At 42.9% G+C, this 20,098-nt stretch carries 18 protein-coding genes; 7 read left to right on the top strand and 11 right to left on the bottom strand.

The genetic code is table 11. From position 1 onward, the window contains the following. The first annotated feature begins 105 nt into the window (after positions 1-105). Positions 106-987: an NAD(P)-dependent oxidoreductase gene (locus tag MINF_RS01045; protein WP_048810412.1), complete on the top strand. Its 882-nt coding sequence runs from the start codon at positions 106-108 to the stop codon at positions 985-987. A gap of 79 nt (positions 988-1,066) precedes the next feature. Further along, the gene (locus tag MINF_RS01040) at positions 1,067-1,405 is read left to right on the top strand and encodes a hypothetical protein (RefSeq protein ID WP_238523509.1); all 339 of its coding nucleotides are present in this window, start codon (positions 1,067-1,069) and stop codon (positions 1,403-1,405) included. Between the two features lie 147 nt (positions 1,406-1,552). On the opposite strand, the gene MINF_RS01035 is transcribed toward MINF_RS01040, so the two are convergent. The 4 genes from MINF_RS01035 to MINF_RS01020 all read right to left on the bottom strand — a co-directional run bounded on the left by MINF_RS01035 (position 1,553) and on the right by MINF_RS01020 (position 5,334). Next, on the bottom strand, positions 1,553-2,623 hold the full coding sequence (locus MINF_RS01035; RefSeq protein ID WP_012462574.1) for a transporter substrate-binding domain-containing protein: 1,071 nt from the start codon (positions 2,621-2,623) through the stop codon (positions 1,553-1,555). A gap of 114 nt (positions 2,624-2,737) precedes the next feature. Beyond that, a complete protein-coding gene (locus tag MINF_RS01030; protein WP_012462573.1) occupies positions 2,738-3,514 on the bottom strand; it encodes a homing endonuclease associated repeat-containing protein in 777 nt (258 codons plus the stop codon). Between the two features lie 95 nt (positions 3,515-3,609). After that, entirely contained in the window at positions 3,610-4,566 is a 957-nt protein-coding gene (locus tag MINF_RS01025) for a glycosyltransferase family 9 protein (protein WP_012462572.1), read from the bottom strand. 27 nt (positions 4,567-4,593) lie between these two features. Beyond that, positions 4,594-5,334, bottom strand: a complete 741-nt coding sequence (locus MINF_RS01020) for a metallophosphoesterase family protein (RefSeq protein ID WP_048810411.1) — start codon at positions 5,332-5,334, stop codon at positions 4,594-4,596. A 108-nt stretch (positions 5,335-5,442) separates the two neighbouring features. Between MINF_RS01020 and cysK the strand changes: the two genes are divergently transcribed. The 3 genes from cysK to MINF_RS01005 all read left to right on the top strand — a co-directional run bounded on the left by cysK (position 5,443) and on the right by MINF_RS01005 (position 8,014). After that, the gene (cysK, locus tag MINF_RS01015; RefSeq protein ID WP_048810009.1) at positions 5,443-6,411 is read left to right on the top strand and encodes a cysteine synthase A; all 969 of its coding nucleotides are present in this window, start codon (positions 5,443-5,445) and stop codon (positions 6,409-6,411) included. Between the two features lie 176 nt (positions 6,412-6,587). Then, positions 6,588-7,451, top strand: coding sequence for a sigma-70 family RNA polymerase sigma factor (locus tag MINF_RS01010; protein ID WP_012462569.1), 864 nt, complete (start codon positions 6,588-6,590; stop codon positions 7,449-7,451). A gap of 23 nt (positions 7,452-7,474) precedes the next feature. Continuing rightward, complete coding sequence (locus MINF_RS01005) at positions 7,475-8,014, top strand: adenine phosphoribosyltransferase (RefSeq protein ID WP_012462568.1); 540 nt, start codon at positions 7,475-7,477, stop codon at positions 8,012-8,014. A gap of 628 nt (positions 8,015-8,642) precedes the next feature. Here the strand turns inward: MINF_RS01005 and lpxA are convergent. Genes lpxA through miaA form a run of 3 tightly spaced genes read right to left on the bottom strand, consistent with a single transcriptional unit; the run spans position 8,643 to position 11,805 of the window. Then, positions 8,643-9,434 carry an acyl-ACP--UDP-N-acetylglucosamine O-acyltransferase gene (gene lpxA, locus MINF_RS01000; protein ID WP_012462565.1) on the bottom strand — a complete coding sequence of 264 codons (792 nt, stop codon included), beginning with the start codon at positions 9,432-9,434 and terminating at the stop codon, positions 8,643-8,645. Between the two features lie 45 nt (positions 9,435-9,479). Then, the gene (hflX, locus tag MINF_RS00995; RefSeq protein ID WP_012462564.1) at positions 9,480-10,778 is read right to left on the bottom strand and encodes a GTPase HflX; all 1,299 of its coding nucleotides are present in this window, start codon (positions 10,776-10,778) and stop codon (positions 9,480-9,482) included. 37 nt (positions 10,779-10,815) lie between these two features. After that, positions 10,816-11,805 (bottom strand): tRNA (adenosine(37)-N6)-dimethylallyltransferase MiaA, encoded by a 990-nt coding sequence (miaA, locus tag MINF_RS00990; RefSeq protein ID WP_012462563.1) that lies wholly within the window; start codon positions 11,803-11,805, stop codon positions 10,816-10,818. A gap of 118 nt (positions 11,806-11,923) precedes the next feature. Between miaA and MINF_RS00985 the strand changes: the two genes are divergently transcribed. Next, positions 11,924-12,661, top strand: a complete 738-nt coding sequence (locus MINF_RS00985; RefSeq protein WP_048810008.1) for a hypothetical protein — start codon at positions 11,924-11,926, stop codon at positions 12,659-12,661. 217 nt (positions 12,662-12,878) lie between these two features. Here MINF_RS00985 and MINF_RS11285 read toward each other — a convergent pair whose 3' ends face one another. Continuing rightward, the gene (locus MINF_RS11285) at positions 12,879-14,225 is read right to left on the bottom strand and encodes a hypothetical protein (RefSeq protein ID WP_012462560.1); all 1,347 of its coding nucleotides are present in this window, start codon (positions 14,223-14,225) and stop codon (positions 12,879-12,881) included. 120 nt (positions 14,226-14,345) lie between these two features. Between MINF_RS11285 and MINF_RS00975 the strand changes: the two genes are divergently transcribed. Beyond that, entirely contained in the window at positions 14,346-15,185 is an 840-nt protein-coding gene (locus MINF_RS00975) for a L,D-transpeptidase family protein (protein ID WP_148205072.1), read from the top strand. Positions 15,186-15,207: 22 nt separating this feature from the next. On the opposite strand, the gene MINF_RS00970 is transcribed toward MINF_RS00975, so the two are convergent. The 3 genes from MINF_RS00970 to MINF_RS00960 form a co-directional block, all read right to left on the bottom strand. After that, complete coding sequence (locus MINF_RS00970; RefSeq protein WP_012462558.1) at positions 15,208-17,127, bottom strand: diflavin oxidoreductase; 1,920 nt, start codon at positions 17,125-17,127, stop codon at positions 15,208-15,210. A gap of 103 nt (positions 17,128-17,230) precedes the next feature. Then, complete coding sequence (locus MINF_RS00965) at positions 17,231-18,358, bottom strand: complex I subunit 1/NuoH family protein (protein WP_012462557.1); 1,128 nt, start codon at positions 18,356-18,358, stop codon at positions 17,231-17,233. A gap of 37 nt (positions 18,359-18,395) precedes the next feature. Beyond that, positions 18,396-20,090, bottom strand: coding sequence for a molybdopterin-dependent oxidoreductase (locus MINF_RS00960; protein WP_012462556.1), 1,695 nt, complete (start codon positions 20,088-20,090; stop codon positions 18,396-18,398). Between the last annotated feature and the right edge of the window lie 8 nt (positions 20,091-20,098).

Raw genomic sequence — 20,098 nt, 5'->3', positions numbered from 1 at the left:
TCTCAATCAAAGAAGTTAGGCTTAGAAAAAATAAACGATAGAATAAAAAACGGTTTTTATCTATTGTTTTTCTTTTTTTTAACATACAAGCAATTGATTTATACCATGAAAATCGGATTTATTGGTACAGGAAGAATGGGATATCCTATGGCCCAAAACCTTCTGGCTTCTGGCAAAGAGCTTTCAATTTATAACAGAACCCCGCATAAAGCTGAACCGCTTGTCTCCATGGGTGCGAAAATTTTTTCATGTCCTAGAGAGGCAGCTCAAAATTGCGATGTCGTTATCACGATGGTCGCCAATGATGAAGCCTTGCTCGAAGTTACCGGAGGAGCCGAGGGCCTTATCAATGGTTTAAAAGAAGGGGGGATCCATCTTTCCATGAGTACGGTTAGCCCTCGCACAATCCAGGTTATTCAAAGCCTGCATGCTTCTAAAAACCAGATTGTTGTTTCCGCCCCTGTCTTTGGCAGGCCCAATGCCGCTGCAAAAAAAGAACTATGGATCGTGACCGCTGGACCGCTTGAAGCTGTAAGACGGTGTCACCCTATCTTTCAAGCTCTGGGACGAGGATATTCGAACCTCGGCGAGGAAACCATCAAGGCTAACATAGTAAAAATTCTTGGAAATTTTTTGATCATGAGCGTAGTGGAAGCCTTAGCCGAAAGCTTTTGCGTCGCTCAAAAAGCCAATATTTCCGCCCAGGATCTCCTTTCCGCGGTAAACCAGGCCCTGTTTCGCTCTCCCTTGTATGAAAATTATGGCCAGTTAATATGTAACAAGTCCTTCTCCGAACCCGGATTCACATTAAAATTGGGTTTTAAAGACGCCAACTTGGTTCGGGAGCTTGTTGAATCTTATCTCTCTCCCATGCCTTTTTTAGATATTGTTTATGGGAGGTTTCTTTCGGCGCTAAACCATGGGAAAGCAGAGTTGGATTTTGCGGCAATCTCTACCGAAGTTTTTGAAGAAGGGGGATGCACCTAATACCAGGGATTGGAATTGGACATTTTATAAAATGTTTTTTTAATGATTTATGCTCTTGCATAGTATTTTTTTTTACTCCATGGTAAACTTCATGGAGGAGGCATTAAAAAGATCTTTAGGTCATGTTGGAGGGTGGAGTCGAAGAATAAGTCTTCTTATCGCCATCTCTAGCCTGTTTTATTGGATAGTCATGGCTTTTAGTGAGCTCATCCTGAGGGCTAGTGGAAGCGAAACTGAATTTAGCTCGGCATTGATTGGCTTCTTTACATTCCTTGGACTCGTTGCTAATTTTTTTGGGATCCTTTTTGGGGCAGTCAGCTTTTCTTTCAAGGAATATTCCAGGCCCTCTTGTATTATTGGAATTGTACTGAATGGTTTTTTCTTTATCGTTGTGCTTGCTTGTGTTCGACTGTTCTAAAAGAAGAAATCACAGGTGAAAGAACTAATAAAACAATCAACATTGCCCCCATCAAGGTGGATTTAAAGATCCCGGGGCTAAAAGATATTGGCGGCACCCTCTCTTTCTCAATCGCACTTAAAAAGAATGCATGAGGACAGCTCAAGGTTAATGGAGAGATACGTAGCTTTTTAATTCATTGATGTGAGCAATAATCCATCCATCGACCTCCCTCTGGAGGTCGTCTCCTTGACGAAAGGCAAAGGCATAATCAATTCTTGCAAAAGTTTTATCCGAAACTTCCAGCTCCCCTCCAAAATTTTTATGGATCAGGTAACGCATCTCTTCGATTTCGTCTAGGACGGCATCGGCTTTCCTCTCTTTAACAGCTTCAAGGGCTTCTTCCAGATTGTTAAAGAGGATAGCCCGAATATGTCTTTTCTTTAGATAATAGCTTCCTAGAGAATCTCTTACCGTGGCCACACGGATCTGCGAAAGATCTTTAAGCTTGACTATATCTAAACTGACTTTTTCCAAAGCCACTCCAGCAGTAATCCAGGCTGTAAAAAAAGAGAGGAGTACAACACCGACGAACATCCAAACCATGGCGACGGTCCTTCCCCCCACGGTTCTTGGCACTTTATCTCCATAACCGATGGTAGTCATGGTTACCGCAGCCCACCAAAAAGAGTTCCCTATCCCGTGAATAAAACTTCCTCCAAAATGAGGATTTTTTTTCCTTTCAAAAATCCATACCCCCAATCCCGCAATAAAAGTCAAAAATCCCATTCCACAAACGACAGCCAAAAATTCCGAACTGAGCATAAAACGAAAAACAGCCTGCAACGAACTGACAGGACTGGATTTATAGGCAACCCCCAACCCCGAGGTAAGAAATGGATAACTAAAGGCGACTCTTTTTAAAAGGTTCGTATCTACCCCTATTCCTGTAACAACAACATCGACTTTCCCATTCACCAGGTTGTGGATCATCACATCCTGGTCTGCGGGCAGTTCAACAAACTCAAAGGGGATGCTTAAATCGGCGGTAATCCTTCTCCATAAATCAACCGCTATCCCTTCCCATTCTCCATCGACCCCTTTAAAGGAAAAAGGGGGATCATTCCTGGTCGCCACTCTGAGCTTGAGGTGGGTTTTTAAGGAATGTGAAACTTCAGCCGCAAAGGACAATGGGAAAAAAGAAAAAAGCAAAAGAGGAATAAAGAAAATACTTTTCAACTTTTAAAGTAGAAAAGTAATTTTTCTCATGGTAAAAAAAATTGCAAGAGTTTTACCTTCTTTATTCCTCGGTCTTGCAAATAGGAGGCTCTTTTTCCCAACAAAACGATTATCCTAAACTAAAGCGCTTTGAACGGCCTTTTTCCAACTGCCAAAAAACCTTTTCTTACAAGCAGCGGCAAAAAGCGAGGGATCCACTTCCCTAACCCGAGTGCTGGTTAAAGGTATACCCTTATCCTTCAAGGATCTTATGCCTTGAATGATAAGCTCCCTGGACCACCTCTTGCGGTTACGAATGGCATCATAATTAAGCCCAGCTTGTTCGACGGCGGCAGACCAACTCCCAAACCTGCGCCTGGCTATGGCGATCAAAGAGCTCGCATTTTTTTCCATCTGCTTAGAGCTCAAATCTGCTCCCTCGTTATACAACCTCCTAATCTCCTCGAGGATATTTTCATTTTTCCAAGATTTATACCTATAAATATCCTCGGGAGCTAGTCCCGCCGCAAGAAGGGCATTCTTCCAACTGCCAAAGTAATTGGGTCGTATAGCCGCATAAACCATCGGTGCATATTCGCTGAGCATCATGGATCGAAAAGAAAGATCGGTGCCCTGGCGGTAGAGTTGTTGAATCATCTGGATGATCTTTTCTTTAGACCAGGCTCTATAACGACGGATCTCATCATAAGTAAAACCGGCAGCATGAACCGCCTTGCCCCAGTTCCCAAAATAACGGACGGCCGCAGCGAGCAATTCTTGATAGTGTTTTCTCATGTAATGGGAAAACAATGGCTTTCCGGCTGCATGCCATTTTTTGATTTCTTCAATAACCACCGCTTCTGTCCATTCCTTGTTTTTCTTGGAAGCTTGATCTACATGAGAAGATTTCATATTATAACCTTTTTAAAAGCTAATATTGTAAAATACCTATCCTGTCAAGTCAATTAATAAAGTAAAATTAATATATACCATTGTTCAACTCGTTATTAATTTTTAATCAGAATCATTAATTTTTTTATAACTATTTCAACCGAAATTTCTGATAAGCAACACATAGGATATTTTTTGTTTAAGCATATATCATGCCAACATGGAGAGCAGGGCACATCGCTTTGAACCACGATCACTTTTTTCCCAATGGGACGTGCTTCTGAAGCATCTGTGGGACCGAACATGACCAGGGTCGGACAACCTAAAGCAGCAGAAAGATGCGCGGGGCCGGAATCTCCACTGATCGTGGCTTGAGCATTACCAATGATCGCCATGAGAACATTCAAGGGAATTTCTCCACGGCAATCTATGCAATTGGAATCATTGATCGGGAACCAGGGGCCTATGCCGATAAAAACAAACTGGTATTGAGGCAGTTTCTTGGTCAGCTCTAAGTAATTTCTCCATGGCCATATTTTCGATCTCCAACGGGAATAGGGATGGACGACCACGTAATTTTTTACATTCAAGACTTGTGGAAGAACGGGCAAGTTGAACTCGTAAGGATCGGGCTCTATCCCTAGATAACGTAAAAACTCCAGGTATCTTTCTTGAGCCGGTGGTGGAGGGGGCATAATCCTTTCTCGATAAAAAAAGACCGAACCTTCCCGGGCATTCCATGGGCCTATCTTTCTTTTCGCCCCACTCAATCCACACAGAATCCCACTGCGAAAAAGGCCTTGAAGATCTAAAACAATATCATAGCTTTCCTTTTTGATTTCATAAAGGAGCTTGAGAAAGTGGACGACCGAAGGGAATATTCCAGCCGAAGCATAATGAGGCAGGGTATAGATGCGGCTAATTGCGGGTTGATAGCTTATCAGTTCTCTATAGTTATCATAGCTTACCCAGTCAATTCGAGCAGAGGGGAATTTTTTAGCCAATCCGCTGGCTACAGGAAAACATTGTATTATGTCTCCAAAGGAACTGAGCTTGATGATCAAAATTTTCACCTTTTAAAGGCTATAGGAGGGAAGCAGTTAAACGCCCCATTTAAGCCTTTCGGCCAATTGCAAGGGCAATCCTGCGTTTTTTATCTTTAGTGCGGCTTTTTCAATATCATAGGCAATCCTGTAGACAATGGCTTCGTAACTTTCAGTATCGTAAACAACAAATGCAGCCCTAGGATCACCGTCTCGGGGTTGGCCCACGCTACCCACGTTGAGAAGAAAACGGAGATTTTTTTTAAGAAATAACCTTTTAAATCGAAATTGGTAGACAGAACAATCCGTATTTTGCACAAACAAAGTAACAATATGGGTATGTCCCAAAAATCCAATGCGAAAAGGATAAGCGTCAAAATTTTCTTTTGCCTCTTCGCCCGATAAAAGGTATCGCCAGCTTTTAGGGTCACGAAAACTGGCATGGGTAGCCATCAACTCTTCTTGTTCCCAAATCAAGGGAAGAGAAATTAAAAACCGTTTTTCTTCTTCCGAAAGCATTTTCCTCGTCATATTGATCGCATCAAGGGCTAAGGGATTGAGCCTGCTTGCTATTTCTTCCGGCAGTTGAGGAACAGAACAGTAGTAATCATGATTGCCTAACAATATCGTATCGGAACGCTCTCTTATCGTTCGCAAGCAAAAGGAAGGGTCAGCTCCATACCCAACAATGTCTCCCAGGCATAAAACCTTATCTATTCTTTTATCCTCTAGATCTTCAAGAACCGATTCCAGGGCCTCTTTGTTTCCATGAATATCGCTTAACAAAGCTATTTTCATCTTCTTGTTCAATAAATATCCATAGAAAATGAAATCATTGATAATATTTTCATTTTGATTATAATTTTCTTGACTATATCTAGTCTATTGCATTACTGGAGAATTTCTATGCTCATTTTCCCTTCTATCATTCAAACCATTGGGAGAACCCCCCTTGTCCGCTTAAACAAATTGACCAAGGATCTTGAAGCCGAGGTAGTCATAAAATGCGAATTTTTTAACCCTCTAAGCAGCGTCAAAGATCGCATTGGCATTGCGATGATCGAGCAAGCGGAAAGAGAAGGTAAAATCGATACAAAGACTACTATCATCGAGCCTACTTCTGGAAACACAGGCATTGCCCTTGCTTTCGTGGCCGCAGCAAAAGGCTATCCCCTTATTTTAACCATGCCTGAAAGTATGAGCATAGAACGCAGGACTCTTTTAGCCCTGCTCGGGGCTAGGCTCATACTCACTCCTGCACAACTAGGGATGAGAGGAGCGGTCGAAAAAGCGATGGAAATCGCATCGAAAATGGAAAAGAGTTGGATTCCTCAGCAATTTGAAAATCCCGCAAACCCGGAAATCCATAGGAAAACTACGGCTGAAGAGATCTGGAACGATACCAACGGCAAAGTCGATATTTTTGTTTCAGGAGTCGGAACCGGAGGCACCATCACGGGAGTAAGTGAAGTGATTAAAAAAAGAAAACCTTCATTATATTCGGTTGCCGTAGAACCCTCGGCCTCCCCGGTCATTACTCAAACTCTTCGCGGAGAACCCTTAAAACCCGGCCCCCATAAAATTCAAGGTATTGGAGCGGGCTTTGTCCCCAAGAATTTAAATCTCAAAATCATTGACGAGGTTTTTACTGTTTCTGACCAAGAAGCGATTGCTACAGCTCAAAGACTTGCTTCCGAGGAAGGGATCCTAGCGGGAATTTCTTCCGGAGCGACTGTTTTTGCTGCTTTAGAAATTGCAAAACGCAAGGAAAACAAAGGAAAATTAATCGTAGCTATAGCCGCTAGTACCGGTGAAAGGTACTTGAGTACCGCCCTTGCAGAACAAGCAAAAAAATTTGCCGGAGGAATAATTTAATCATTATTGAAAATTTTTTCTTGATTTCTCATCCCCACTTATTATTATTTAAAGTAAAAACGAAAACCTTTGTTTTCTTTTGGTAGTGTAATCTCTCCAATAACGAAAGTTATTTCTTAAATTACGTATTTACCTTCTCAACTTTTCAATAATTCTAAGCGTATCAATAATTAGAAATGGATAATAACGATTCTGCACTCAAGCTTTATTTAAGGGAAATAAGTCAAATTCCCCTCTTAACAAAGGAAAAAGAGGTGGAATTGGCTAAAAGAATACAACAAGGCGATCAAGAGGCAAGACGCCAAATGATCCAAGCCAACCTACGCCTTGTTGTTAAAATAGCCCATGACTATGCCAATAGCGGGCTGCCTCTTCCCGATTTGATCTCGGAAGGGAACATCGGTCTTATGAAAGCTGTAGACCGCTTTGATCCTTCAAAAGGAGGAAAACTCAGCACTTATGCTGCATGGTGGATCAAACAGTCGATCAAAAGAGCTTTAGCGAATCAAAGCAAGACGATTCGACTCCCGGTTCATCTTGTTGACAAGATAGCCAAGATGAGGAGAGTTGCCATGCAACTGTCCGAAATTCTTGGAAGAGACCCAACGGATGAAGAACTGGCTGAAGAATTGGGCATGTCCACTACGAAGGTTGCTGAGCTCAGAACAATAGCCATAAGACCAGCTTCTCTTGATGCTACCGTCGGTGAAGAAGAAGATGGGACTGCTTTAGGTGAGCTCGTCAAGGATGAATCTGCAGCAAGTCCCGACCAGTCTGTTCTCGATCAAAACCTTAAAAATACCATCATGGAATTGCTTCCTAAGCTCGACGAGAGAGAGAGAAAAATATTAAGTCTTAGGTTTGGTTTGGAAGGCAACGAACAGATGACATTAGAGGAAATTGGCAAGGAATTTCACGTTACCCGGGAAAGAATTCGGCAACTTCAAAATATTGCTTTACGAAAAATTCGAAAGGAGCTAGAAAAACAAGAAAAAGGAAAGAACCGTTTCCCAACAAAACAACCCTTAAAAACGGAATAAAAAAAAGAGGAAAACTCTTTTCCATGACTTTTGTTTTAAGTAGCTCAATCGAAAGATTAAAGGAAAAAATTCGGACGATTCCCGATTTTCCCCGTCCCGGAGTAATGTTTAAGGATATTACCCCAGCCATTGGAGAAGGGCAGTTTTTCAGGCTAATCTTGACCATATTCATTGCCCGTTATCAAAAGAAAAAGATTGATAAAATAGCGGCAATTGATGCCCGAGGGTTTATTTTTGCAGGAGCCCTTGCTCATGCTCTTGGAGTAGGTATTATCCCCATTCGGAAGAAAGGGAAATTACCTTACAAAACCTATGAACTGCATTACAAAAGCGAGTATGGGGAAGAAGTCCTGACAATACACCAGGATGCCATATCCAAGGGTGAAAACATCTTGATTGTAGATGACGTTTTGGCCACGGGAAACACGGCGCGTACGGCAGCCTTGTTGGTAGAAAAATGCGGCGGAAACTTGATGGAACTGGGATTTCTTGCAGAGTTATCCAATTTAAAAGGCAGGGAAAGGCTCTTTCCCTTTCCCTGCTATTCGATCCTCCAGTTCTAATGCCCCTTTATTTTCTCGCTCTTTGGGTTCAATCAAGATCATTGAACGGAAGGACTCATCCCTCCAAGAAGAAAGAGCGCTTCCAAGAGTGGCCCTAAAAAGAATCTAAAAAAGGTAAAAAAAAAGGAAAATGCAATAGCCTTCTTTTCCCGACAATGAGCTTGTAGACGCTTCCCGCCGACCCAAGGATCACCTTCTCAAAAGTAGCCATTCTTAGGCTGGATGGGGTCTTTTTTTGGAGTTACCATGAGGAAGATAAGAGCTGTTAAAAAATTCAAATTCATTGCCCCAATAGCCGTAAGAGCTTGCGCAACAAGATCATGGGAAAGGACTGACTGAGCATTCCCCATTGCCTATTTTGAATATGAAACTAAAAGCAGCGTTGAAAAAAGCTTCTCCAACGCTTCATAAAGAATCTTAAATATTCGGATGCATCCCCATCCTATCTTTTTCTATTTTCAAAGGGCCCTGGCAATCCAAGCGGTTGTTAGCTCCTTGGCTCTTGGAGGAACTGGTTTAAAGTTTTAGTAAAAAAAACGAAGGGAGACTCTACCCACGGTTTCTCTAAAAGAAAAAGAGGGGTTCTAAAAAATCCGGCTCCTTTAAAAAGAACCGAAAGGGCAAAAGGTTATTCTTCCTCGGTTATTTTTTTCTTTCGGGCTAGGCAAATTCCTCTTTTCGTGCTCCGGATGAAAGCCACGAGTTTTTTTATCTCGGAGCAGTCGCTGATATTCTCAATCATCTCCAAAGCTTGTGAAACGTTAAGTCCTTTAAAGTAAAGAATTTTATACGCCTCTTCTATTTTTCTTCTTATTTCTTCGGATATCCCCGCCCTTTTTAATCCTACTCGATTAATTCCGGAAACCTCGTTGGTATCCACAGCCATGAAATAGGGAGGAAGGTCTTTCCCAATGCGGGTCTGCCCCCGAGTCATGGTTAACTCCCCTATTCTGACATGTTGATGGACTACCGCTGCTCCTCCTAAAAACGCTTTCCTTTCCACGTGAACGTAACCGGCAAGCAGCACGTTGTTAACGAGAACAACTTGATCTTCCAACAAGCAGTTATGGGCAACATGACTGCCCGCCATCAAAAAACAACCGTTACCGATTTTTGTAATCGAGGATTGAGCCGAACCCCGGTGTATGGTCACATATTCACGAATAATATTGTCATTGCCGATAAGCACGGAAGAACTACCCCCTTTAAAGGAAACATCCTGCGGTTCTGCCCCAATGATGGCTCCATAACCGATCTGGTTTCTTTGTCCAATGTAGCTGCAGCCGGTAATTACCGCATGAGCCCTAATCTCCGATTCATCACCAATAAAACAGCCTTCTTCAACAATTGCCCATGGGCCGATGGATACATTTTTGCCGATTTCGGCCTTAGAACTAACAATCGCCGTTGGATGGATCATAAGTAGGAGTAATTAAAAAACCGAGAGCTAAAAACCCATTAAACTTTAATGACTTTCAGAGATACCGTTTCGATATACCCCCGCAGCCCCATCAAATTGTTCTAAAAAAGAGCTAAGAGAAAGGGGTATCCAGCCGTATACCCAAATTCCATCGGGTTGGTAATCAGTCACGATTCCCGAACCGATACGGTGCAATTTTGCAACAATATCTGTTCTTTCAAGGGGTAACTTTAAAGAAAGAAACCGTCTTTGGGATTTTAACCATTCTTCGATTTTAACCAATAGATTTTCACATCCAAACCCCGTTGCCGCCGAAATGGGGACACTTCCTGGATATTCTTCGATCCTTCTCTTGATCAATCCGCTCGTATTGACCAAATCGATCTTATTCCAAACCAAGATGGTCGGTTTGTGAATGGCCCCAATCTGTTCCAAGACCTTGTTGACTTCGTTAATCTGGGTTTCAGCCCACGGATGAGAAACATCTACAAGGTGTATCAATAAGTCAGCTTCTGTAACCTCTTCCAATGTGGCTTTAAAGGATTCAATCAAATGATGGGGCAATTTTTGAATAAAACCAACAGTATCCGACAAAAATATTTTATATCCGCCCGAGAATTCGAAAAGCCTGATAGTAGGGTCCAAGGTTGCAAAAAGCTTATCCTCGACTAAAACATGGGCATTAGTCAGGCGGTTAAACAAAGTCGATTTTCCCGCATTCGTATACCCTACAAGACAAGCCGTAGGCCATGGAAATTTTTGCCGACTGCTTCTTTGGATAAAACGCGTTTTTTTTACTTCCTCAAGCTCTTTTTTGAGCCTATGGATCTTTTCCAGTATGCGCCGCCTGTCAACCTCAAGTTGGGTTTCTCCAGGTCCCCGTGTGCCAATGCCCCCCGTTTGGCGGGAAAGATGGGTCCACAACCGAGTCAATCGGGGAAGAAGATAGAGCAGTTGGGCTAATTCAATTTGAAGTTTCCCTTCCCTGGTTTTCGCCCTTTGCGCAAATATATCTAAAATGAGCTGTGTCCTATCAAGAACTTTGCAGCCGAAAAGAGAACTTAAGTTCCGACACTGGATAGGTGAAAGCTCCTCGTTGAAAAGCACGAAAGAAACCTTTTTTTGCCTGCAAATTTCGGCGATCTCTTTTGCCTTTCCTTTACCGATATAATAAGGAGCAGTGGGAGAAGACATCTTCTGGACCAGTCTTTCAACGATCACTGCTCCTGCAGAAGAGGCTAACTGCGCTAATTCCTTAAAAGATTCTTCAAAATCTCTTTCCCCTCTATCCAGCCCAACAAGAATTCCTCTTTCCAGTCTTGCCTCTTCAACTGTTGCAATCATGCTTTATAGTTTATAACTCCTTTTTTTCTTCCCATCATCAATAAAGAAAATCTTGGTGATTTCTTCGAATAAAAAAAGCTATTTTTTCTATGCAACTTTTGATAAAACGATACTCCTCTTCAGGATTTTTCAATAGGTAATAACATAAGGAAGGTTCTTTTTTAAACCAAGTCTTTTGCCTCTTCGCATAGCCATGTTGTTGCCTGTATATCGCCTCTTCAAGTTCCTCCCGGTTTTTTCTCTTTTGCAACAAGAATTGTCCGATGAGCTTGTACCCAATAGCCTTGCATTTTTCGACAGCTTCCATTCCCCCCTCTTCAATCAGCATTAAAGTCTCCTCCTCCCATCCCCTTTCAAACATTTTTTTAATTCTACGGCGCAGGCGGATTTCTGCTTCGGGTTGAGGTCGATCTATCCAGAAAGCAAGGAATGGAGTAACGAGAGGTAAAGTCGTCTTTTTTTGCCACTCGATCAGGGAAATACCCGAAGTTTCTTTCACCTCTATCGCTCTTATGATTCTCCTGGGATTTGAACAATCTACCCAAGCAACTGCCGAAGGATCAATCCTTGTTAACCTTTCAAGAAGGGTTATCCTATCCATTTTTTCAAGTTCTGTTCTTAGCTGCAAATTGGCGGGAGGGGCATTACAAAGACCCCGGGTCATCGCCCGGAAATATAACCCACAGCCGCCAACGGCTAGAACTCCGCGACGGTTTTCCCATTCTTTGGCTAAATAATGGCAAGCCTGCTGGACAAATAGAAAGGCATTAAATGAATCTTTCCAATCGACGAGATCGATCCCCCCATAACGATAACGGATCCGTTCGCTAAGAGAGGGCTTCGCTGTCCCAATATCGAGTTTTCTGTAAACCTGCATCGAATCGATTGACAAGAGAGAAAGACCTATTTCATCGGCGATGCGATGAGCAATTGCAGTCTTTCCTATACCCGTAGATCCTACCAAAAAGAAAACAGGCTTGTTTTTGAAGTCCAAAGCAATTTCCGCCCTTTTTATATCCTGAACCATGGAGAAAATAAATTTTAGACCCTCTCTTTTATACCGCCATCGAAATCATCCCTAATTCCATCCTATTGTTGGGCTTATCGTCTCACTCTTTTTTTAAGCAACAAAAAGGAAATACCCCATGGATTATAAACATTTTCATGTAAAAATCACGGCGACCGAAGGAGGAAATTACCAACTCCATGCCCAATTTCATCCCTTGTGGAACATCAATAAAAAAATAGACTTTGATCAAGGGTTCATCAATTGGAAAGATGTTGCCGATTGCGCCAAATCTCTTCATTCCCTCTTTTTAAATCTTTCCCATTGGGCAAAACAAATATACCGATATTTCCAACCGTCTAACCTACCGGATGAAGCAGAAAAAATAAGGAAAAATAGCAAACAAACTCATCAGTCCACCCAAAAAAATTTCTCTCCAAGCGATAAAAAAGACGGCAAACCTGCCTCCGGTAAAAATCCAAAGCAGAAAAACAGTCTTGATGAGACCGAATCTCAAAAGCAAATTTCTGAAACGGCGAACGCAGCCCAGAAAATGGCCGCCAAAGCCCAAGAAAGAGCCCACAAAAAAAGGGCTTTGCCTAAATTCCCTGAACAAGATAAAGAAAATAACTTTTTAGTTTCTCCATGGATTAAGCTTATGCTTAAAAACTGTATCCGTGTGGCAAAAGCGGCCTACAAAGAAATTTCTCAATCAAAAGCGGATCAACAAGCTAAAGAAAAAAAGTCAAAAGAGGATTTCTCTTCTTATCTCCAAACAGCTAATGAAAAAGAAAGGTGGTCGATATGGTTTGGATTTTCAACGGCTGTTCAGAACAGGGGTTTATCCGAAAGAAAAAAAGACAGTCGAGCGCCCTGATTCTCTAAGAAAACAGCAGTTAGCCACCAGAATTTAAAACATATCCTTTTTGATTGCTATCAAGCTCCAGCTCTTAAAGCCGTTTTTAAAAAGCTTGCTCCTCTCTTTTTAGGAAATAGCTAATGGTGAACCTGTTGAAAGACAAACTTTTTTTAAGTTTTCTATTTTTATTCAATGGGAAAACAAAGAAACAGTCCAACATTGGCCCTGATCTATCTTACCTATGGAACCCGCCCCCGCCATGGAACCCTCCACCATGGAAACCTCCTCCATGCAATCCTCCTCCCCCATGGAATCCCCCGCCACCGCGGAACCCTCCTCCATGAAAGGCCCCGACCTGGCCACCGCCGATAGGTCCTCTAACTGCCGGATAACCATGAAAAGCGGGTCCTCCATGATTGAAGGTTCTGCCATAGCCGCTCATGCTTGGCCCTCCCCACCTTCCCCAAGAAGCTCCCCGTTGAACTGGAGAAGTCCCCAATCGGGACGAGGAGGCTGAAGGTTGAGAAAAACGGGAGAAAGAAGAAGAATTTCTTGCGGAATTAAAAGGCTGCGTAGCAAAATTCCGTTGGGCAAGTCCCATGTTGTAAGCCTGTCCAAAATTATGGGCCGCCCAGCTGTTTTGTCCACCAAATCTATTCCATCCATTACCAAAGGAATTAAAATTTCTGGTCGAAGAAGTGATACTTCGATTGATGAAAGTATTGTTGTTAATGATCGTCGTTCTATTAAAATTAGCCACAGAAAACCAGGGCATCCCCCACCAAGGCCTGCCAAAAAAGAATCCCAAGGAAATTCCCGGTAAAAGGGGATAGCCCAAACCAAAACCGATCCCCCATCCCCCTCCCCAAAAACCAAACCCTAAACCTATTCCCCAACCCCAACCCCAGCCATACCAGGGATACCACAAGGGTGCCCACCAATAAGGGCCATAAACCCATGGAGAATAAGCCCAGTAAGGAGGATACCAATAAGGATAATAAGGAGGAGGATAAGAATAAGAGGCAGCCGTAGATCCCTGGAAAACGCCATTAGAAGCATTGCTCCTGGATTGCTCGCCAGAAGAAGGCTGGTTTTCTCCCCTTCTCCCTTGGCTAATGGCTTTTTGAACAAGAGGGATCTGGGCTTCGACGAATTGAGCAAACTGATCAGCTCCATCGGCCGTACTTGAGAGTTGTTCCAGTTTCAAGGCTTGGGGAACGGAAATGAGATCATCGGCATTCACATGGTAACGTGAAGCAATTTCGTTTTGCTTCATACGGACCTGGTCAATGACCCGACGAATTGACTGGGCATAGCTTTTAGAATTACTAGCCGCCATTTGTAGCTGTAAAATAGTAGACTCTGAAGCATGAGCAGGATCGGACAAAAGACCTTGAACTTGACTCATTCTATTCTGTTGTTCCGATTCTTGGGGGAGAGAGGCAAGAGAAGAACTGAAGACAGAAGAAAATTCATTCTTGGCTTTTTGCAACTGGTGGGCGTGGTAAGTTTGAGACAGGGTTAAGTAGGATAACAGAACAAGAACCAATGCCCCTAAAGCAGCCCCAACCTTTGTCAGCATATATGTCTTAAGTCCTTGATTTTAAATAAACCTGGGAAGGTCCAAAGTCAAGAGACAATCACTTCTCCGTTGCGTTATTATAGAGCATTTTTATTTTTAGATATTGATTGCCTACCCTTTATGAGGATTCAATCTAAAAACCGGGTTTGGATTTTGGGCATAACGACCCTCTCCGTATTCCTGATTTTTTCTCTTTTCCTTTTATATCTTGCCGATAAGATCGAAAAGATGTTGCAGAAAAAATTCCCCATCCAACAGCTCATTACCGTTGTCGTTCCTTCTTCAAATGTTTTTGAAGGTTACATGAGATTTTTTCAAAGAATTGGCGAGGGGGAACAATGGATTGCTGATTCGGATTTTGTTCCTGTTCTCATTGGTAGAAACGGCTTAAGTTGGGGAAAAGGTCTGCACGAGCCCCAGCAAGGGGAACAGAAAAAAGAAGGGGATGGGAAAACCCCTGCAGGAATTTTCAACTTGGGGCTGATCATGGGCATTGCCGACGAGTTACCTCCTGGAAGCCAGTGGCCTCTCTATCACAAGAAGACCTCCCTGGATGCCTGGGTGGAAGATCCAACGCTTGCACACTACAACCATCTCGTCACTATTCAAGATAGCACTTCTCCTCCAGATTGGTTTGAAAAACAGAGGTTGAGGATAGAAGATCCTCACTTAGAATGGATGGTCTTTATAGAACATAATTATCCGGATTCTATACCCGGACTAGGGAGTGCTATTTTTCTTCATGAACGCTATGGAGAACATGTTCCTACTTCAGGTTGCGTGGCGATGCAAAAAGAGAAGTTAGTCGAACTGATCCGGTGGATATCCTATTCTTCCAAGCCCAAAATTGTTATCCTTTCGGTCCCGGATTATGCCAGATTGCAAAGTCCATGGGATCTTCCTCCTCTCTATTTAGCCTTTCCTCATCCTCCTTTAATCGTGAATCAAGCCAAGCAATAAACAGCTCCTAGTTGGACGGTGATCAGTAGACGTCACGTAAATACCTTTTTGTAGAGCGCAAATTCTGCATGTACTCTTGCGCTTTCTCTTTAGAGAGACCTCCGGCCTTTTCGCATATCTGGTGAAGCGCGATGTCAACGTCCTTGGCCATCCTATGGGCATCTCCACACACATAAATAAAAGCTCCCTCCTGAAGCCATGCCCAAATCTCTTGCGCCTTCTCGAGCATGCGGTGCTGAACATAAATTTTATAAGATTGATCACGAGAAAAAGCGGTATCAAGCCGAGTCAATATGCCTTCTTTAAGATAATTTTCTAATTCCTCTTGATAAAAGAAATCCGTAGAACGGTGTTGTTCTCCAAAAAAAAGCCAATTTTTTCCTTTCGCCCCTATTGCTGCCCTTTCCTGCAAAAAAGCTCTAAAGGGAGCAATCCCGGTCCCGGGTCCAATCATAATGATGGGGATCGAAGGATCGGCAGGTAGCCTAAAATTAGGATTCGGCCGAATAAAGATCGGGATAGGCACCTTGGGTGTAGCTTCAGCCAGAAAGTTCGAACATACTCCTCTTCTCCAGCGGCCATGCTGAATATACCTTACAACCACAACAGTAAGGTGGAGTTCCATCTCGTGTACTTTTGGACTGGAAGCAATAGAGTAGTATCTTGGAGAAAGAGATCTCAAGTTTTGAACAAGTTCAACCGCCCCGATCCCTTTTTTAGGAAAGTCATCCAGTATAGAATTTATCTCATAATATCGATAAAGAGCCTCTCTCAAGGGAACGTTTTCACCACTTGGCGTGGGGACAATTTCTTCTCCCGTATATCCCAAGGTTTCTATAATTTCCTGGACAAGTACAGGCCAGTTTGTTGGATAGACTCCAACCGCATCTCCAGGTAGATAACAAAGTTCCGAGCCTTCCAAGGAAAGTTCTATGTGCCTTGTCTCTTTCTCAGACCCCATCAATGTCAACCGCCTGTTCTCTAACACCCTGGAAGGGAAAGGATTGTGCTTGGTAAAGGGAGCTTGGGGTATTTTTGGGGCAAGAGAGGGAGAGGCCAGGGTTTTTGGACCTTCTTCCCTTAATTCTCCTACATGCCTATTTTCTCCAACGTTAACCTGTAAAGTCCGAGGTAATATTTCGAAAACATTTTCAATCCATTTCGATGCCGACTCTTCGTAATCGACGTCACAATCGATTCTCGGGAAAATTCGTTGAGCACCTAGTTCTTCCAATCTTTTATCTATATTCTTACCCGCTTGACAAAAATCAGGATAGGCTGAATCTCCTAGGGCCAGCAGGGCATACTTTAGATTATCCAGCCTTGGCGCTTGGGGGGAGGATAAAAATTCCCAGAACTCCCGTGCATTGTCTGGAGGCTCCCCTTCCCCAAAAGTACTTACACAAAACAATGCATACGATTCTTTTGTTAAATCCACGCTTTTATAATCAGCAAGGTCGATAACGGTTACGGGAAAATTGACGGATTGAAGTTTTCTACCCATCCTTTTTGCCAGTTCTTCAGCATTTCCCGTCTGACTTCCATAAAAAATCCTAATCGTTGTTTGAGGTGGAGTTTGAGCAATTGAAAGTTCTTCTTTTTTTTCTTCTTCCGGAAGGGGAGAGAAAACAAGCAGATTGAATATAAATTGTTCAGCCCATTGCCTGGCTGTTTCTGAAATAGGAGCCCACTTGGGAATAGAAGGAAGGGGAGCTCCTGCTTTGGCATACTCCATTATACCGGCTAAATAACCGCTGATCCATGCTCTTTCGAGGATTGTGAGCGGAGCCACCTCGGGAAGTTTACTTATATTATTGATAGAGTCGTTCGGTGCCAATTCTAAAGGTTCCTCCAATTTTTTAAATTTTCTAATACAAAAAAATGAAAACAAAAAGTTTCTAAAATCATCATACAATTCAAAAAAAAGTAAAATTTCCCACAAAAAAAAATTTTAAAGCCTTAAAAAATTTAAAAAAAATACAGCCTATTTTATTTTCTTCCTATTTTTTTCCTGTTTTCTTCCAAAACCCAAAAGAGGAGGATATTTAGGGAGATTTAATGAAAGCCAAGAGAGTGGCTACACATCCGATGTTCACCATTGCCAAGGGAAGAAAAATCTTCCAGCCCAGATTCATGAGTTGGTCGTACCTAAAGCGCGGTAACGTCCATCGAACCCATATGAAGAGAAACAAAAAAATCAGTATTTTTAACAAGAAAACAAGGGCCTGGAGCAAAATGACTCCAAGACTTTTCCCTTCAGATAACCAACCAAAAGGCAAGCTCCACCCTCCGAGAAATAAGGTGATGATCAAAGAACTGGCCGCAATCATCGCGGCATATTCCCCCAAGAAAAACATGCCGAATTTCATGCCTCCGTACTCGGTATTATATCCCGCGACAAGTTCCTGTTCGCTTTCGGGGAGATCAAAGGGAGCGCGGTTCGTTTCTGCAAACAAAGCCACCATAAAAATCAAAAAAGAAAGAAAAAGAAAGGGCCAAAAGACAAACAGTCGAAAATCTGGATGTTTACCCAGAAAAGGAAAGAGCAACCAGCCGTGTTCAATCTGGTACTGAACAATTTCTGAAAAATTCAAACTGCCCGTTAAAAGAAAAACGGGAATGATCGAAAAGCCCAAAGCCACCTCATAAGAGATCATCTGGGCGGTAGACCGTATCCCTCCAAGAAAAGCATATTTTGAATTAGAAGACCATCCGGCCAGAACAATCCCATAAACGCTGAGCGAACTAATGGCAAACGCCCAGAGAACCCCGGTTCCCGAATTGATAATTACCCCTGGTTGAGGTATAATTATTTTTAAAGAAGAAAGGGTAACCGGATCTATGGAAGCAAAGGGAATGAACCCGATAATAATCAAGGGGGGAACAATGACAAAAAAAGGGGCTAGAGAATAATAAAATTTTTTTACAACACGAGGAACAAATTGTTCTTTAAGCATGAGCTTGAAGGCATCAGCAATAGGTTGCCCCAACCCCCAAAGACGGCTTTTTAAAAAAGGAAGTCCCACCCGGTTAGGCCCCACTCTATCCTGGATAGCCGCACAAATTTTCCTCTCGGCCAAAACCGTATAAGCCACAACACCCAAGAGTATCCCTACTACCAGGATGATTTTAACAAGGGTACTGACAATAAAAATAACCATTGCGTCGTTCATTGTTGACTTTTCCAGTAATTTCTCGTCGCAAAGAAAATCAAGCTTTGCATTTTTGACTTAAATCGATCCCCAGATCTCCAATGCTTGTCCAAGCAAGACCTTTAAAGATCTCTACCTCTTGAGCCATCGCTTCAAAAACTTGCCCTATGTTCTCAAAGGACCTCTCATTCCATCCTACTTCTCCCAGAAGGTCCCTAAAAATTCTCCAATCTTCCCTCGCCCTTCCCGGGCACAATATCGCCTTGTGCAGTTTTTGCAGCCTTCCCGCAATATTGATCATCGTGCCGCTCTTCTCGGCAAAACTTGCTCCGGCTAAAAGAACATGGGCGGTGTGGATAGAGGGTCCAGGGATCAATCCTTGCCAAACATAAAAGGAAAGCGAACTCAGAAGATCCTCGGATATCTCGATTTCTTCAGGGTTCTCATGAATAGCCCAGAGGCATTTTATCTCTTTTGCCCGAATCTTCTCCTTCAATGCAGTCAACTTTTCCCCTTTTTTCCCAATACCCATGTAAACAGTCCCCAGAGTATTTGGATTGAGGTCTTCGCTTCTAAGCAAAAAATCGGCTACTCCTTTCCTGGGAACAATTTCTGAAAATACTGTCCCCTCTTTCCCTAAAACTTCCATGAGTTTTTTCAGGAGGAAAAGCTCTTCACAGGTCAGCTTTGCTGAAACCAAAAAGGCGATTTCCGAAGGAGAAAATTCTCTAAGTCTTTGCGCTACCGTACGAAGCGCTTCTTTCCATTCCAGGGGAAACAAGGAACCGTTTAGATGTGTAGCCGGTTCGATAATTCTTTTTTTGCTATGAATATAATGAAACCCTAATCTACCCTGATCACACATCCAATGGGAATTAACCTCTTCGTTTACCCGAGGAGTCAGCCTATAAACGACATTTTCCCTACTTCCTATGATCACGTTACAACCGGTCCCACAATCGGTGCATATACTCTTGGTTTCCCTTAAAAACCAAACTCTCATCTTGAAGCGGAAATCCTTGCTCGTCAATGCCCCAACCGGGCATATATCCACGGTATTGAGAGAATAGTTGCTATCAAAGGGCCTACCCGGATAGACGGTCAAGGTCGAATAACTGCCACGGCTGAGAAAACCAATGACGTCTTGTTTGGCTATTTCACGGGCAAAACGGATACACCGAGAACAAAGGATGCATCTCTCGTCATCGAGCACAATCCTAGGGCCTAGCTCCACCCGTTTAGGTTTCTTTACCTTTTCTTCAACAAAGCGACTCCTCCCTCTTCCAAAATCATAAGAATACTCCTGCAACCGACATTCCCCAGCCTGGTCGCATATAGGACAGTCCAAGGGATGATTGATGAGGAGAAACTCCGTTACTCCTTCCTGACAATCCCGAGTAAGGAAGGAGTTGGTCTTGATAGCCATGCCCTCGGTGGCTTGAGTAGCACAAGCAATCTGGGGTCTAGGTAACCAATTGATGAGGGGCATGCCCTTGTCATCGAGGAGGGGCTTCCGTTGGGCATCTAATTTGGGGACTCCCATCTCGAAAAGACACATGCGGCAGTTACCCGCTATGGAAAGCTTGGGATGGTAACAATAATGGGGGATAAATTTACCAAAGCGCTTGGCAATTTCGATCACGTTCAGTCCCTTGGGGACCTTCACCCATTGCCCATCGAGTTGAACGTTGACAAGAGGAGTATCCGCAGGGACTAAATCATGATTGAAGGGATTTTTGATCGCCGCACTCATAGTTTTTT

The sequence above is a fragment of the Methylacidiphilum infernorum V4 genome (assembly GCF_000019665.1).
GTDB classification, from domain to species: domain Bacteria; phylum Verrucomicrobiota; class Verrucomicrobiia; order Methylacidiphilales; family Methylacidiphilaceae; genus Methylacidiphilum; species Methylacidiphilum infernorum.
Note: the sequence above shows the minus strand (reverse complement) of the source record. Positions and strands in the feature narration are given on the sequence as shown.

Excerpts from the sequence above, each read along its gene's own strand:
- MINF_RS01045 (WP_048810412.1), top strand. The coding sequence starts at position 106 with ATGAAAATCGGATTTATTGGTACAGGAAGAATGGGATATCCTATGGCC.
- MINF_RS01040 (WP_238523509.1), top strand. The coding sequence starts at position 1,067 with ATGGTAAACTTCATGGAGGAGGCATTAAAAAGATCTTTAGGTCATGTT.
- MINF_RS01030 (WP_012462573.1), bottom strand. The coding sequence starts at position 3,514 with ATGAAATCTTCTCATGTAGATCAAGCTTCCAAGAAAAACAAGGAATGG.
- MINF_RS01020 (WP_048810411.1), bottom strand. The coding sequence starts at position 5,334 with ATGAAAATAGCTTTGTTAAGCGATATTCATGGAAACAAAGAGGCCCTG.
- cysK (WP_048810009.1), top strand. The coding sequence starts at position 5,443 with ATGCTCATTTTCCCTTCTATCATTCAAACCATTGGGAGAACCCCCCTT.
- MINF_RS01010 (WP_012462569.1), top strand. The coding sequence starts at position 6,588 with ATGGATAATAACGATTCTGCACTCAAGCTTTATTTAAGGGAAATAAGT.
- MINF_RS01005 (WP_012462568.1), top strand. The coding sequence starts at position 7,475 with ATGACTTTTGTTTTAAGTAGCTCAATCGAAAGATTAAAGGAAAAAATT.
- lpxA (WP_012462565.1), bottom strand. The coding sequence starts at position 9,434 with ATGATCCATCCAACGGCGATTGTTAGTTCTAAGGCCGAAATCGGCAAA.
- hflX (WP_012462564.1), bottom strand. The coding sequence starts at position 10,778 with ATGATTGCAACAGTTGAAGAGGCAAGACTGGAAAGAGGAATTCTTGTT.
- miaA (WP_012462563.1), bottom strand. The coding sequence starts at position 11,805 with ATGGTTCAGGATATAAAAAGGGCGGAAATTGCTTTGGACTTCAAAAAC.
- MINF_RS00985 (WP_048810008.1), top strand. The coding sequence starts at position 11,924 with ATGGATTATAAACATTTTCATGTAAAAATCACGGCGACCGAAGGAGGA.
- MINF_RS11285 (WP_012462560.1), bottom strand. The coding sequence starts at position 14,225 with ATGCTGACAAAGGTTGGGGCTGCTTTAGGGGCATTGGTTCTTGTTCTG.
- MINF_RS00975 (WP_148205072.1), top strand. The coding sequence starts at position 14,346 with ATGAGGATTCAATCTAAAAACCGGGTTTGGATTTTGGGCATAACGACC.
- MINF_RS00965 (WP_012462557.1), bottom strand. The coding sequence starts at position 18,358 with ATGAACGACGCAATGGTTATTTTTATTGTCAGTACCCTTGTTAAAATC.
- MINF_RS00960 (WP_012462556.1), bottom strand. The coding sequence starts at position 20,090 with ATGAGTGCGGCGATCAAAAATCCCTTCAATCATGATTTAGTCCCTGCG.